This window comes from Anaerosporobacter sp. (assembly GCF_031551385.1).
Classification (GTDB): Bacteria; Bacillota; Clostridia; order Lachnospirales; family Lachnospiraceae; genus Anaerosporobacter.
Genome location: NZ_JAVBNS010000232.1, coordinates 1 through 11,940, shown reverse-complemented (window position 1 = coordinate 11,940; position 11,940 = coordinate 1). Strand labels below are relative to the sequence as shown.

The 11,940-nt window shown below is 33.4% G+C and carries 21 protein-coding genes and 2 pseudogenes; 3 read left to right on the top strand and 20 right to left on the bottom strand.

Features of this window, described 5'->3' with window-relative positions:
* The 11 genes and pseudogenes from RMR19_RS17685 to RMR19_RS17635 all read right to left on the bottom strand — a co-directional run.
* Positions 1-363 (bottom strand): annotated as a pseudogene (locus tag RMR19_RS17685) (single-stranded DNA-binding protein); the annotation flags it as partial.
* A 74-nt stretch (positions 364-437) separates the two neighbouring features.
* Positions 438-1,214, bottom strand: coding sequence for a hypothetical protein (locus tag RMR19_RS17680; RefSeq protein WP_310604826.1), 777 nt, complete (start codon positions 1,212-1,214; stop codon positions 438-440).
* A gap of 1 nt (position 1,215) precedes the next feature.
* Positions 1,216-1,377 carry a hypothetical protein gene (locus RMR19_RS17675; RefSeq protein WP_310604825.1) on the bottom strand — a complete coding sequence of 54 codons (162 nt, stop codon included), beginning with the start codon at positions 1,375-1,377 and terminating at the stop codon, positions 1,216-1,218.
* Positions 1,378-1,424: 47 nt separating this feature from the next.
* Positions 1,425-1,691 carry a hypothetical protein gene (locus tag RMR19_RS17670; protein ID WP_310604824.1) on the bottom strand — a complete coding sequence of 89 codons (267 nt, stop codon included), beginning with the start codon at positions 1,689-1,691 and terminating at the stop codon, positions 1,425-1,427.
* 4 nt (positions 1,692-1,695) lie between these two features.
* Positions 1,696-1,908 (bottom strand): hypothetical protein, encoded by a 213-nt coding sequence (locus tag RMR19_RS17665; protein ID WP_310604823.1) that lies wholly within the window; start codon positions 1,906-1,908, stop codon positions 1,696-1,698.
* Position 1,909: 1 nt separating this feature from the next.
* A complete protein-coding gene (locus RMR19_RS17660; protein ID WP_310604822.1) occupies positions 1,910-2,185 on the bottom strand; it encodes a hypothetical protein in 276 nt (91 codons plus the stop codon).
* A gap of 98 nt (positions 2,186-2,283) precedes the next feature.
* Positions 2,284-2,763 carry a sporulation initiation factor Spo0A C-terminal domain-containing protein gene (locus RMR19_RS17655; protein ID WP_310604821.1) on the bottom strand — a complete coding sequence of 160 codons (480 nt, stop codon included), beginning with the start codon at positions 2,761-2,763 and terminating at the stop codon, positions 2,284-2,286.
* A 184-nt stretch (positions 2,764-2,947) separates the two neighbouring features.
* On the bottom strand, positions 2,948-3,130 hold the full coding sequence (locus tag RMR19_RS17650) for a hypothetical protein (protein WP_310604820.1): 183 nt from the start codon (positions 3,128-3,130) through the stop codon (positions 2,948-2,950).
* Entirely contained in the window at positions 3,108-3,452 is a 345-nt protein-coding gene (locus RMR19_RS17645) for a hypothetical protein (protein WP_310604819.1), read from the bottom strand. Before RMR19_RS17645 ends, RMR19_RS17650 begins: the two co-directional genes overlap by 23 nt.
* A 10-nt stretch (positions 3,453-3,462) precedes the next feature.
* Positions 3,463-4,176, bottom strand: coding sequence for an ORF6C domain-containing protein (locus tag RMR19_RS17640; protein WP_310604818.1), 714 nt, complete (start codon positions 4,174-4,176; stop codon positions 3,463-3,465).
* A 17-nt stretch (positions 4,177-4,193) separates the two neighbouring features.
* Entirely contained in the window at positions 4,194-4,409 is a 216-nt protein-coding gene (locus RMR19_RS17635) for a DNA-binding protein (RefSeq protein WP_310604817.1), read from the bottom strand.
* 189 nt (positions 4,410-4,598) lie between these two features.
* Here RMR19_RS17635 and RMR19_RS17630 point away from each other — a divergent pair, with 189 nt between their 5' ends.
* The 3 genes from RMR19_RS17630 (at position 4,599) to RMR19_RS17620 (ending at position 6,477) form a co-directional block, all read left to right on the top strand.
* Entirely contained in the window at positions 4,599-4,925 is a 327-nt protein-coding gene (locus RMR19_RS17630; protein WP_310604816.1) for a helix-turn-helix domain-containing protein, read from the top strand.
* A gap of 3 nt (positions 4,926-4,928) precedes the next feature.
* A complete protein-coding gene (locus RMR19_RS17625) occupies positions 4,929-5,627 on the top strand; it encodes an ImmA/IrrE family metallo-endopeptidase (RefSeq protein ID WP_310604815.1) in 699 nt (232 codons plus the stop codon).
* A gap of 163 nt (positions 5,628-5,790) precedes the next feature.
* Positions 5,791-6,477, top strand: coding sequence for an Ig-like domain-containing protein (locus RMR19_RS17620; protein ID WP_310604814.1), 687 nt, complete (start codon positions 5,791-5,793; stop codon positions 6,475-6,477).
* 242 nt (positions 6,478-6,719) lie between these two features.
* Here RMR19_RS17620 and RMR19_RS17615 read toward each other — a convergent pair whose 3' ends face one another.
* The 9 genes and pseudogenes from RMR19_RS17615 to RMR19_RS17575 all read right to left on the bottom strand — a co-directional run.
* Positions 6,720-7,322, bottom strand: a complete 603-nt coding sequence (locus RMR19_RS17615) for a hypothetical protein (protein WP_310604813.1) — start codon at positions 7,320-7,322, stop codon at positions 6,720-6,722.
* Positions 7,323-7,337: 15 nt separating this feature from the next.
* A complete protein-coding gene (locus tag RMR19_RS17610) occupies positions 7,338-8,237 on the bottom strand; it encodes a DUF6731 family protein (RefSeq protein ID WP_310604812.1) in 900 nt (299 codons plus the stop codon).
* Positions 8,238-8,419: 182 nt separating this feature from the next.
* On the bottom strand, positions 8,420-8,839 hold the full coding sequence (locus RMR19_RS17605; protein ID WP_310604811.1) for a hypothetical protein: 420 nt from the start codon (positions 8,837-8,839) through the stop codon (positions 8,420-8,422).
* A 214-nt stretch (positions 8,840-9,053) separates the two neighbouring features.
* Positions 9,054-9,614 (bottom strand): N-acetylmuramoyl-L-alanine amidase family protein, encoded by a 561-nt coding sequence (locus RMR19_RS17600; protein WP_310604810.1) that lies wholly within the window; start codon positions 9,612-9,614, stop codon positions 9,054-9,056.
* 4 nt (positions 9,615-9,618) lie between these two features.
* Entirely contained in the window at positions 9,619-9,816 is a 198-nt protein-coding gene (locus tag RMR19_RS17595; RefSeq protein WP_310604809.1) for a holin, read from the bottom strand.
* Positions 9,817-9,836: 20 nt separating this feature from the next.
* Entirely contained in the window at positions 9,837-10,103 is a 267-nt protein-coding gene (locus RMR19_RS17590) for a hemolysin XhlA family protein (protein WP_310604808.1), read from the bottom strand.
* An 81-nt stretch (positions 10,104-10,184) separates the two neighbouring features.
* Positions 10,185-10,379 carry a hypothetical protein gene (locus tag RMR19_RS17585; RefSeq protein ID WP_310604807.1) on the bottom strand — a complete coding sequence of 65 codons (195 nt, stop codon included), beginning with the start codon at positions 10,377-10,379 and terminating at the stop codon, positions 10,185-10,187.
* A gap of 3 nt (positions 10,380-10,382) precedes the next feature.
* A complete protein-coding gene (locus RMR19_RS17580) occupies positions 10,383-10,742 on the bottom strand; it encodes a hypothetical protein (RefSeq protein ID WP_310604806.1) in 360 nt (119 codons plus the stop codon).
* A gap of 50 nt (positions 10,743-10,792) precedes the next feature.
* Positions 10,793-11,940, bottom strand: a pseudogene (locus tag RMR19_RS17575) (hypothetical protein); the annotation flags it as partial.

Sequence of the window (11,940 nt, the reverse complement as noted above, 5' to 3'; positions counted from 1 at the left end):
AGAAATCAATCTACCTTGTGGTGTTTCTCGGAAAATAGGTTTCTTGCAGATGTAAGCATTCATCTCAATATAATTCATGTCTTCAAGGGATTCTGTTTTTACAATCTCATCTGCGAATACATTCAAAATCAATCTCGCTTCATTATTATTATGTGAACGGAAACTGCCAACAACATGAACTCTTTCACCACATTCCAAAGTTGGCATGATTCTATCTGAAACAATTACTGGAAGAACATCAAATGTTCCAGATTTTCTTTTCACAGCCATTGTAACCACATTGAAATTTTCTCCCATACACTCATGTGAAAAATTAATTTCCGCTACTGTTCCTACTAATTCAACTCTATTTAAAATTTCCATTCTTCTTATCCTCCTAGATTTTGATATCTCTGTAATATCGTAATTGATTTGGTTATATGATTTGGTTATCTGATTTATTTAAGCAGTACTTTTTCTACCATTTCTAGCACTTGTTCTTTTGTAAATGTGTCTTCTGTTTGATTAAATACCGTTGGTGATTGATAGTCTTCTAATACTACATATTCAAATGGCAATAATGGAGATTCATGTTCATTTGTATACCTAGAAACATAAGTTTTTTCAGTTGTAATTATTGCATATTCTCGCAAACATCTTTTTACTCTATAAATTTCTCCATTCTTGTAACAATCACGATGAAAATCAGCATTAACAATTAACACATATTCTCCACTCTCTGCTCTACGCTTAACTTTCTTGAATGAAAGGTATTCATTGATTGGTTCTACTGACACAGCAGATTCCATTGCATCTTCCCCGAATAATCTAGTTAACGCTAGTTTCGCGCCTATCTTGAAGTCAAATTCATCGCTATGATTACATACTGCAACTCCACGACCAACTTCTTGCTTGCCTTCTTTCATGACTGCAATTACTTTATTTTCATCTGTTGTGATGTGGATTGATGCGTTCTGTATTGTTTCTACTCCCTCTTCACAAATACAAAATACCTTACCTTCAGAAAGTACTGCTAAAAACGAATCTCTATAAGCCGTATTTACACCACAACCTACAACAACACCCACACTGCCATTGTCAGGAAGAAATCCCTGTTTATACTTATCAATGTATTTAGGCGCATTTCTATCAATAAACTCTTCATAGCAACTGCATGTTTCACCGTTGTTGATTACTCTAACTCTATCTCCAACCTTAAAAACTTTCTTATTCATGCTACTTATCCCCCTTATTTTCAAAAGCGGTGCACACCGCTTTCCCAAACTCTGTTCGCTTACCACCTTCCACTTCAAAACTAATCTGTGGCGCATTCTGGTTGTTACAATAGTGATGTAAATTAAACTTGCATTGAACTACATCGCATAAGCAAAAATTCATTGACAACACTTTCCTTTCGTGGTATATTCTCATTGATTTTATTTTTATTAGTTTGAATCCTTGGAAGTTGCTGCTTCTAGGGATTCTTTTGTTAATAATCCAACTGATTTTAATGCTGCTAATTTACCTTTTGCAAATAAATCGTTTGGATTCTTACACAATTCTTCCAATGCAGTCTTTTCCACACAATCAACAGCATTTGCATCTATAGCATATAATCTCTGCATATTCCCTACCTTTTCATAAACACACTTTTCTGGTTTCTTATCTAAAAGTACCGAGATACGATTTTGTTTATTTCTGCGTTTGCTCATTACTTCACTTCCCATTTCTCAGCTTTTTGAATATTGACATCATATTTCTTACTGTATACGTGTCATTCTCACACAAAACAAGTAACGTTTGCTCTTCTTGATCTGTTAGCTCAATACCCTCCAATTGTTCATTTATCATCTCTGCATGTTCTGCAACAGCCTTCATTAACTTTGCATCTGTTTCTGGAATTCTGCTGTTCTCCGCTTTAATTTCCATCTTATCTCTCCTCTCTAACATGCTTAAATAACCAGTCTGTTTCATCTTCTGTAGTCATTCCGTAATATTCATCTGTTCTTCTAAAGAAATACTCAATGCCGTAAAACTGCTTAATCGCAAGTCTAAAAACATCTAATTGTGCAAAGAGCTTACTGATATTAATTTGCATTTCATTAGATGCACTTGGCTTTTTTCGTGTTGCTTTTACGCACTCTGTAAGAGAATCTTCTAATGTTTTTGCCGTAGTTTCAAATTCAATTCCCAACTCTGTTTTCAAGAATTTTTCTTTGTTTAATTTCGTGACCTTTTTCCTCCTTCTAGTTCCAATACACCAACTACCAGTCCAATCTCGATAAGCATTCTGCTATCCTACTCCTACATCTCAATAAGCTTAATCGCTATTTTCTTTGCGCATTCCTCACAAACTTCATTCCCTTGATGGCTAATGATTGTTTTACTGCAACCACAGAATATACATGCATCTCCTTCTGGTTTAATTGTCTCTACTTGTTTAACTAGATCAGTTGAATTTGACTTAGCTAAATTGTAGTAAAGTGATGAAATAAATTTGCTGTTTGTAATTTTGTCACCACTTGCAGAGACATACTTCTCAATGATTTTTGATGAAGAAGTTACTGTCATCATCATGTGTCGAATAGCTCGTTCAACTCTGCTTGTCGTAGTTTTGTTATTCTCCGCCACTTGTGTATACAACCCTTTGACCATTGAATTTAGGATTGTTTCATCTTTCTCAATCAATTCGATTGCATCAAGGGTATACTTGAATCCCTTTATCTTTGGATTAACCCCCATTTCAAGGAGTGCATTCATTGCCTTGGTTCTTAATTCGCTCATTATGTACCTCCATACTCAATTAAAATTTACTGTGTCTTATGTCTTTCTTTAGCGTTCTCAATTTCCTAGATTTCCTGTGTCTAATTACTACGCAATCGGAATCTTGATAAGCAAGAACATATTCCGTTGGGCTTTTGATTCCTTTACGTTCCAACCAGTCCATCTGCTCAAGGGACATCATAATCTACACTTCCCAAATAAATTCGTATTCTGAATCATGTAAAACATAATTGGTTTGTCCATCTGTACACACTGGACTTCCAGCTGTTGGAGCAATATCCACCACATTAACAATTTGTCCAACTCTAAAACCATGTTTAGTTACATTTGCAACTACCTTTAACTTATCTCCGATTTTTATTTGCATTAGCTCTATTCTCCCTTTTAATTGATCTAACCTCTCGCTCAAAGTCCTTTCGTATATCCAAGAGCAACTTGTCTACTTCTTTTTGTGTATAGCACTTTTCATTCTTTATAATGATTCTTGCAATTTCTCTTTTGCTTAGTTTTATAAATATGTAGGCAATCTGAAATAGCAACGCTGCGACTATAAGGTTGATTGCAAATTGTCTAATAGAAATGCTTTCGGTATCTGCAAGAGCACAGACAGTTCCGAGAGTGAGTGCAATTCCCATGAACGAGAATGCGAATGATAAAAATTTTAGGATTTCTCTACTTCTATTCTTCATATGCAGTTACCTAGAAATGCATCTGCATATTGTAATCAAGCACTTCTTCTTTTAATACAATTGGAAGTTCATAGTTATTAATGATTCCAACGGCAAGTTCGCACTGCTCACGTCTAATGGACTTATAGCTGCTAACACCAAATTGTCTTTTGAGTTGATCGTATATGTCTGAATATACTTTTCCCCTTAATGACTTGTCGCTGTAAGAGTTTGATTCCTTACCGCCAAGGCAATTAACACCTTTCTTTCTAACTGCAGTTGTGATTTTGTCCATATCACAAGCGTAGAGAGGAACACTCTGTTTGAAACTCTCCAAATCTTGTTTAACTTCATCAACCTTTTCATTTACCTCAAGAATTGCTTGTTGGTGTAGTTGTAATTGTCCGATTGCGGAAGTTGGTTTTTGATATGAGCCTGTTTGTCGAATGCTTGGTAATACTTCGTCCATTACCCAAGATTCAAAATTTATAGCATTAGGTAACTTCGACTTCATTATTAACCTGTATACATCTCCCTCAGTAATAACCAACACTTCTTGTTCCCCTCCATTTGTAGGGACGTTCTGTTTTAGAACCCCCTTGCAGTGATCTCTTACTGCTTTATGAGGGATTGAATAACCTAACGATTTCGCAATATCAATTCCTACAAAATAAATCTTACTCTCAATAATTACTGTTCGAACTTGTCCAAATTCTTGATTTTCAAATACATTGACTTCGTTCATCACATACCTCCTCTACACTATGCAACAAGATTATCTTTAGTGAATAACCAGTCATAATCGTATTCTGGGAAAAAAACTTGTCTTATCTTTTGAGCTTCACTAAAATAAAATCCACATTCTACTTTTCCATTCAGTTTGTCACTTGTTGTAGCTTGACGACATTCCAATAGGTTTGAAATTTGTACTGCTGTAACATTTTTTAACTTCATTACATTAAGTAAATTCTTATACATAATTTATCTTCTCCTCTCTTCTTTTAATTTGCGTAATTACGCAAACTGTAATTATAATATACTCGGTATTACGCAGATTGTCAATGCAAAATTTGCGTAATTACATAATATTACGTATTTCCGCAATTTACATCTTTACTTTTTTCGGATTTAAGTGTATAATTCAAATATCACAGAAAGAGGTGCATTATGGAAAAAGCAAAAATTCTAGAGCAATTAATCAAAGAACAGGGATATACTATTAGAGCATTCGCAAAAAAATGTGATATACCAGAGAGTACCCTTTACACAATACTAAAAAAAGGTGTAGGCAGAGCAAGTGTTAACACAATAATATTAATTTGCAAGAATTTAGGGATACGTGTAGAAGATTTAGAAGAGATGGAAAAAGGCATTTCTAAAGAACAGTACGAGCCTAGTTTTGATGATATTCAGACACTTATAGCTAGAAATGGTAAATCACTTTCTTTAGAACAAAAACAAGCATTGATTAAATCTTTGCTTTCAGACGATTAAGATATGATTGATTATGAATACATACGTTCCAAAACTTTAGAGGTCTATATTGAATGCAAAGTTAAGTCATTTCCTCTTAACTGTATTTTTCTTTTAAAACATTATGGACTTAAATGTAAAAAATATTCCGATTTATCACTGGCTAAACAAAAACACTGCTTCCAAATCAGTGAAGATGCTTTTACTTTAAATGATATCGTATTCTATAATGATAATATTAATCCATCACGCATTATGTTTACCTTAATGCATGAATTAGGACATAAAATTCTTAGCCATACCGATTATCTCAATAAACAATCAGAAATTGAGGCTAATACATTTGCAAGCAACATCATTGCTCCACGTATTGCAATTCACTACTCAAGCAAAAACTACCATGATGTAATGAATATTTTTGGATTATCAGAAGAAGCTGCTAATATCGCATTCGATGACTATAAGCGTTGGAGAAGATACATTATTACTCATAACAATAAGATAAGTGAGCTAGACAAGAATTTTTATAACCATTTCTACAATAAAAAAGCAAAAAAATTCGTCTACAAATCAAGTGAATGTCTGATTTGTGGACGTAAAATGTACAATACATTTAATCAAGATTGTGATGTATGCACATTACCTCGATACACCAATTCATCATACGATGAATTGAATTGTCAGCTTTTAATTGCAGAAAGTAATTGGTTATATGGAGAATAAAGCATTTCGAGGTAATAAAATTATTATTATGCACTTTTAGTATATCTATTTTTAATAAATTTGATTAGGAAGACTCTATCTCAATAGTTTCTTCCTTTTTTATTTGCAAAGCATGGGATAAAATGGTATCATATACATACAAACGAAAGAAAGGGTGGAATTTATGAAGAAAAGAATTTTATCGAGTTTATTAGCGTTACTATTAGTTATCGCTGCATTAGTACCCAACATTACGGTACAAGCTGCGGTAAAGATTAACAAAACAAGTCTTAGTTTGAATGTCGGATCTAGCTCACAACTAAAGATTACTGGCACAACCAAAAAAGTTACTTGGTCTAGTAGCAAAACGTCTGTTGCATCTGTTAGCTCAAAAGGGAAAGTTACCGCTAAGAAAGAAGGCACAGCTACAATAAGTGCTAAGGTGTCTGGTAAGACATATAAATGTAAAGTTACTGTTAAAGAAAAAATGATTTCGTTAACGGCAGAAGAAATCGTCAATAAATTTATTGATGCTGGCTTAAATGTTGGAACAGTTATAGTTTATGATGAAACCACTGACCCAAATAACAAGCTTGGTAGACCAAATCAGTACACCAGTAAAGTAAATTTTGCTGATTCACAGGTAACTCAATATGATTATGAAGGAGCTACTCCAGTTGGAGGAACCGTTGAAGTGTTTAATAATTCTGCTGATGCAAAAGCAAGATACGACTATATCTATTCTGTTGCGCATGGTACTATCTTTGAACAGTATATGTATCTACAAAATAATGTTCTTTTAAGATTAGATTTCGAATTAACACCAACGCAAGCATCAGAATATGAAAAAGTACTTAAAACAATAAAATAATATGGTTTTACATTTATTGTTATATGTTGTATAATGCATATGTGACGTGTTACACGTATACACACTTTAATTTGCAGTATGGCGCTTGCTTAACAGCTTGCGCCTTTTCTGTTGTGTTAATTCTTGCTTGTTAATTTCTATGAATCTTATGATTTGGAAATAGACAAATTATCGGCACTCCTTACTGGAACTGCTTTGGTAGCTGTTTGAATGTCGTTTTGAAACGCGAAAAAAGCACTCGGTTAAGAATGCTCTTCATCGTCTATTGCAATTTCCTCATCCATTTTATTAATCTCCTCATCGTCCACCCGAGACTCCATTCTTTCTTTCTCTGCGTCAATACCACTTGATACAAATGATATCTTTAATACAAGATATATTAATCTGTATGAACTGAGTGAAAAAAACGTTACACAATATATCCATATTATTTTTATCCCGAATATGATGCCAAGAAAATCAAAGCCTGATATATTAAAACTTCCAATGGTATTTCTAAAAAACAAAAGTACTGTAAATAATATAGCGATAAATCCAGAATTAATAGAGACTTTAAAATATTGTTTCATGAGTTTTGAATAATGTTCATTACACAACACATATTTTACTATAGGATTTTCATTTAAACTAAATATTAATGCAAATAATGCTCCAATAAATCCAATTAGAATCGAAGCGAAACTAATTACTGCATTAAGAATTGAATCAATATCATCCTTTATTTTCATATCACATACTAAACATATAATTGCTACAAGTGATATAATTGTGGCAATTATATATGGGTAATATTTTTCCCACATCAATGATTTATCTTTCTCCCTTTTTATACCACCCTTAATCAATCAACCATCTTCTTTCTATGAAATAGAATTCAAAATATCCTTCCTATTTGCTAAATATGTACCGCGTATTTTATTACACATTTCTACATAATCAATAGACTGTAATTCTTCCATTTTTATCGTTATGAGATTATGATACTTCATTGCAAACAAATCAATTGTATCTACTGGATCTGAATCATTATACTTCACGCTTAGTTCTGCGCCTGTTACAAAATTGTCTGTTTTATTTATATCCTGTATAACTTCTGTTATCGTTTCTCCGTCCATAGTTCCCTTGAATCTTCCCATTGACAATGATATAACTACACTTTTAGATTCGTATGGATTAGTAAAGCTTAATAATTTACCGAATGACGTTTCTTCAGGAATCTTACTTTTCTTTAACTTGTCAGTGGCAAATTTCATAGTAAGTTTTCTATATGTTTTTGCTCTACTTAACTTTTTCTCAACCCCTTTGAATGGCACAGGTCTTAAATATATACCATAATCTGCAGAATCGTATAGTTCAGTTAAATAATATTCAATACCAGATGCACTTAGGCTATCCCTATTTCTTTGTAATGCTAAAATATTATTATTTTTATCATAAACTGCTGATACGTCTTCTCCAATATATTCATCTATTGCCAATCTAATTGGCGTTGATTCACTGTTCATTCTTGCTCTTACTGGTATTTTCGTCTGTCTTAATCTTACAAAGTTCAAATAATAGCACATTGAGCTTTTATGAAATCTAAACTTATCTAATCTAGCTTTCTCTTGATAATAATTGTATGTGCGCTGTGCATGTGTTAGACCTTTAGCTTTATACAATAACGTTTCTAAGTCAAATAGTTTATCACGATCTGTTCCATCTTTTTTAGCCTCTACTACTTGATAATATTCTACTCTTACCTTTCTTGTGTATGCCATACTACATCTCTCCCTACTATCGTTTTCCAACATTATACACCCAAATAATGCCTTATTCAACAATAATAGGAAAAATAACTATCATTTATGATTTCATTATACCGAACATTTGTTCTTTTGTCCAGTGGTTTATTGATACTAAAAAAGCACATACAGTTAAGTAAGTGCTTCGGTTAGCCTATTTAGTCCTTTTTGAAATAGTCTTCATCTTTTTCCATTTCTTCAAGGACGACAATTACATACTCTCTCCATGTTCTAGTAAATGACCACTTTATAGTTTCTCTAATGCAGTGTATTACGAACACCACTGCTATAAGCAACATAATTCCCTTCTCTATAAGACTAGCTGGATCATTTCCTTCTATTGTACCTATAAATACTGATATAATAGCTATTAATATCGCACAATAAGATAACATAATCTTTGTAAAACCGTTAATATCAGATGCTCTTGCTTCAGCCTTAATCTTCAAAAATTCATTATGATCTTTTTTTATCTTATCATCTAGTACCTCCCTAACGCAGGTTATTTTGTTACTCTTACATGTACAATTACACTTGTTCAATTGATAACAAATTTCTTCAAATGTATTTCTCTTCATCTATTAGTATCCTCCCTTTTTTTCTAATCATATCTTAATTAGCAATATTATGTCAACAAAAAGAGTATTTACGAACTAGGCAGTATCGCAAATACTCCCAACAGACCAAATATAGAAGGAACTAATGTATGTCATATCTGCCTATTGCAGTTTAAAATGTATTCATAGAATACTATCAAAAGGTTATTGATAATTCCTTAATCCATTACTCCTCTTACTTGCCAAGTTCCGTAATTGTCTTAAAATCAATCCCATAAGCCTTACAAACTTCACGAGCACCTACATTAACTGCTGAATAAAACTTGTCGTCAAATAGCTTATTATCATCGTTGTTAGTAATAAACCCAACCTCAACAAGTATAGCCTGCATACTTGTTTTATTAAGTACAGTTATCTTTTTATCCACCTTAACTCCACAATCAGTAAAACCTAGTTTCTTAAATCCAGTACAAATATTTTTAGCTATTGTATTTTTAATTCCATTCTGTGAATACACAAGAACTTCTGTCCCATGAGCACTTGTATTCTCAACAGCATTTCGATGTATACTAACGAACAAGTCTGCTTTTGTGCTATTCCCCTTTGATGCTTTCTCGGAAGGACTATCATATACATCTTCTGTACGTGTATATGCAACTTCTACATCATTCGCTTTTAATACTTTTCCTAGTCTCTTAGCAAACCGTAGTGTATCGTCTTTCTCATATCTCTTTCCTTTCACAGCTCCTGGATCTTTACCACCATGCCCTGCATCAATACAAACTTTTAATTTCATACTATCATTCCTCACTTTCTACTTCTGGAAGTCCTGCCACAGAAGTCAACATAGAAACAACACCTGCTAGTAGCGATGCAGATACAACCATCTTCCAATCAACTGCAGAAAACACTGCTGTAGCTCCTATCGTACCTATTGCTGTTTGTGCTACTGTCTTAGTTGCTCTTACCGTTGCTGCTCTTAACCATTTCTTATTCATACCAATTCCTCTCTTTCTGCTTAGATACCAATTCCAATTTTAATGAAACAGAATATTATCCCAATTGTAGAGACAACAATTGCACTTACAATTGTTCTAAACCACCACTTGTTCTTATCTTTAATTTCTTCAATCTGCTTTTGTAAATCTTCGATTGTGTTTCCATTTTCCTTTATGTCATCTCGATTCTGATACACTACTTTTTTCAACTCATCGTATCCATCTGTTTTGACTTCAATGCGCGTTAGTCGATCTAACACCTCTCTTTCAAAACTTGTCTCTCCCATGATGATTACCTCCCCCTAGACATATAAAAAGGCGATTTCTAAATTAATAGAAACCACCCTTAAATCCTCTTTATAAATTTTCTATTCTTTATCGTTTATCTCATCAAGAGTCATCATGCAGTCTGCATACCCATCTGCTGTTAAGATTTCATCAACTCTTCCTTTATATAACTTTCTGTACAAGTCTACCCTAAAATACAGATAATACATATCCCTTGCAACTTCAACGCTTGTTAATCTTGATTCTTCAATTCTTGCAACAATTCTATCGACCATAATTTACATCACCCCCTCGGTTTGTGATTGTACAACTGTTGCTAAAATCTCTGGTATAATGACAGATGTTAATTCGTCTACTTGCTCTTGCAATGATTTACTCTCTTTTTCTAAAACATTAACACCTCTTAGATAGAAAGTAGCGATGCCGTTTTTGTATTCTAGATAAGCGTATTTTTTATCACTGTACTCACCCATGAGAACTCCATCATCTGTTGTGAATTTGAATGCTGATAGATTATCTATTGTAAAAGAATCTTTAATCGCTTGTAATTGCGTCAGCTCCACTTCAATCGCAATACTATTCGAAGTAGAACACTCCAAAACTTTGTAACTTGTACCATTTTTAAGTACTAATTTCATAAAACTCCTCCTTTTATTTATGTGATTTAGTCACCTAAATAGCTATTTAATTAATAACTTACGTAGATAAATACCCATGAGGTTTTTGGAATAGCTCCATCAGTCATCACGTATCCATTTGGAAATATAGTTGCGTAGGTTACAATACCTCCAGCAAAGCCAAAAACTGCCTTAACTGGATTCACTGGCCAATATTTTTCAGGCAAACGAATCATTGTGGCATTCTGTGGGATAATTTCTGAACATAAAAAAGTCAAACGCAAATTCACATGATTACCTTTACGTTCAGCGTAGCTGTTATCCACATTTGATACAGGAACTGAGAAATCAGATGCCACGAAGACCTTAGTCTCACTTGTGACGCCATTATTTTGCCAGTAAAAATTACCGTTATAATATCCCGCCATGGTTTCTGGTATTCCCCTTGAGGTATTGGCTGAAAGAATTTCAATGTATACTAATCCCGTGGTAATTCGATTTATAGTTACCAAGGGTCTAAATATATACCCCGTACTAGATAATGCTGTAGGATAATCACTAGGCAATGCGTCCAATGCATATTGAAATCGTTTACTTCTACCAATATCAACTCTTAACATTAAACTTGCTATAGTTGTACTAGCTTGCAACGTTTCAATCACTAAATTATTATTTAGCGAACTAACACTGTCATTTAATGTTTTGACAGTTCTTGCATCTGCAACAAACCCATCTTCTGTAACACTAAAATTATTTGCCACTTTATCTTTTGCTATAAAGGACACCCATGAATAAGTGTAGCTACCCTCTACTCCACTTTGCAATGTTATCTTTAACTCATTACCATCACGATATATCTTTCCAAGAGTATTCGAACTTGCGACTGGTAAAGATGTTGCATTTTCGATAGCAACATCTGTTAAATCATTATATTTTCCCGTGAAAGCAACTGCTTTTAAATCAGAGAAAAACTTCTTTATCTTTCCAAATATGATACCATGTTTTTCTCCTGTAACAATATTCTCTCTTGCCGTTGCTTCTGCAAAGGAAACTGCATTGTCTTTCGTATCATGTTTAGTTATTTTATCACTCGACCAACCAGATATAGTACTAACTCTACTATCATCGATTGCCAATTTCTCAACTTCTAATGCATTAAAATTATCTACAACATCTTGAGCAGTCTGCGTAACTGTACCACAATCGTCAATCATGTCTT

Excerpts from the sequence above, each read along its gene's own strand:
- RMR19_RS17630 (WP_310604816.1), top strand. The coding sequence starts at position 4,599 with ATGGAAAAAGCAAAAATTCTAGAGCAATTAATCAAAGAACAGGGATAT.
- RMR19_RS17670 (WP_310604824.1), bottom strand. The coding sequence starts at position 1,691 with ATGAGCAAACGCAGAAATAAACAAAATCGTATCTCGGTACTTTTAGAT.
- RMR19_RS17655 (WP_310604821.1), bottom strand. The coding sequence starts at position 2,763 with ATGAGCGAATTAAGAACCAAGGCAATGAATGCACTCCTTGAAATGGGG.
- RMR19_RS17680 (WP_310604826.1), bottom strand. The coding sequence starts at position 1,214 with ATGAATAAGAAAGTTTTTAAGGTTGGAGATAGAGTTAGAGTAATCAAC.
- RMR19_RS17595 (WP_310604809.1), bottom strand. The coding sequence starts at position 9,816 with ATGAATAAGAAATGGTTAAGAGCAGCAACGGTAAGAGCAACTAAGACA.
- RMR19_RS17580 (WP_310604806.1), bottom strand. The coding sequence starts at position 10,742 with ATGAAATTAGTACTTAAAAATGGTACAAGTTACAAAGTTTTGGAGTGT.
- RMR19_RS17585 (WP_310604807.1), bottom strand. The coding sequence starts at position 10,379 with ATGGTCGATAGAATTGTTGCAAGAATTGAAGAATCAAGATTAACAAGC.
- RMR19_RS17625 (WP_310604815.1), top strand. The coding sequence starts at position 4,929 with ATGATTGATTATGAATACATACGTTCCAAAACTTTAGAGGTCTATATT.
- RMR19_RS17675 (WP_310604825.1), bottom strand. The coding sequence starts at position 1,377 with ATGAATTTTTGCTTATGCGATGTAGTTCAATGCAAGTTTAATTTACAT.
- RMR19_RS17645 (WP_310604819.1), bottom strand. The coding sequence starts at position 3,452 with ATGAAGAATAGAAGTAGAGAAATCCTAAAATTTTTATCATTCGCATTC.
- RMR19_RS17605 (WP_310604811.1), bottom strand. The coding sequence starts at position 8,839 with ATGAAGAGAAATACATTTGAAGAAATTTGTTATCAATTGAACAAGTGT.
- RMR19_RS17620 (WP_310604814.1), top strand. The coding sequence starts at position 5,791 with ATGAAGAAAAGAATTTTATCGAGTTTATTAGCGTTACTATTAGTTATC.
- RMR19_RS17665 (WP_310604823.1), bottom strand. The coding sequence starts at position 1,908 with ATGGAAATTAAAGCGGAGAACAGCAGAATTCCAGAAACAGATGCAAAG.
- RMR19_RS17640 (WP_310604818.1), bottom strand. The coding sequence starts at position 4,176 with ATGAACGAAGTCAATGTATTTGAAAATCAAGAATTTGGACAAGTTCGA.
- RMR19_RS17610 (WP_310604812.1), bottom strand. The coding sequence starts at position 8,237 with ATGGCATACACAAGAAAGGTAAGAGTAGAATATTATCAAGTAGTAGAG.
- RMR19_RS17650 (WP_310604820.1), bottom strand. The coding sequence starts at position 3,130 with ATGCAAATAAAAATCGGAGATAAGTTAAAGGTAGTTGCAAATGTAACT.
- RMR19_RS17590 (WP_310604808.1), bottom strand. The coding sequence starts at position 10,103 with ATGGGAGAGACAAGTTTTGAAAGAGAGGTGTTAGATCGACTAACGCGC.
- RMR19_RS17600 (WP_310604810.1), bottom strand. The coding sequence starts at position 9,614 with ATGAAATTAAAAGTTTGTATTGATGCAGGGCATGGTGGTAAAGATCCA.
- RMR19_RS17635 (WP_310604817.1), bottom strand. The coding sequence starts at position 4,409 with ATGTATAAGAATTTACTTAATGTAATGAAGTTAAAAAATGTTACAGCA.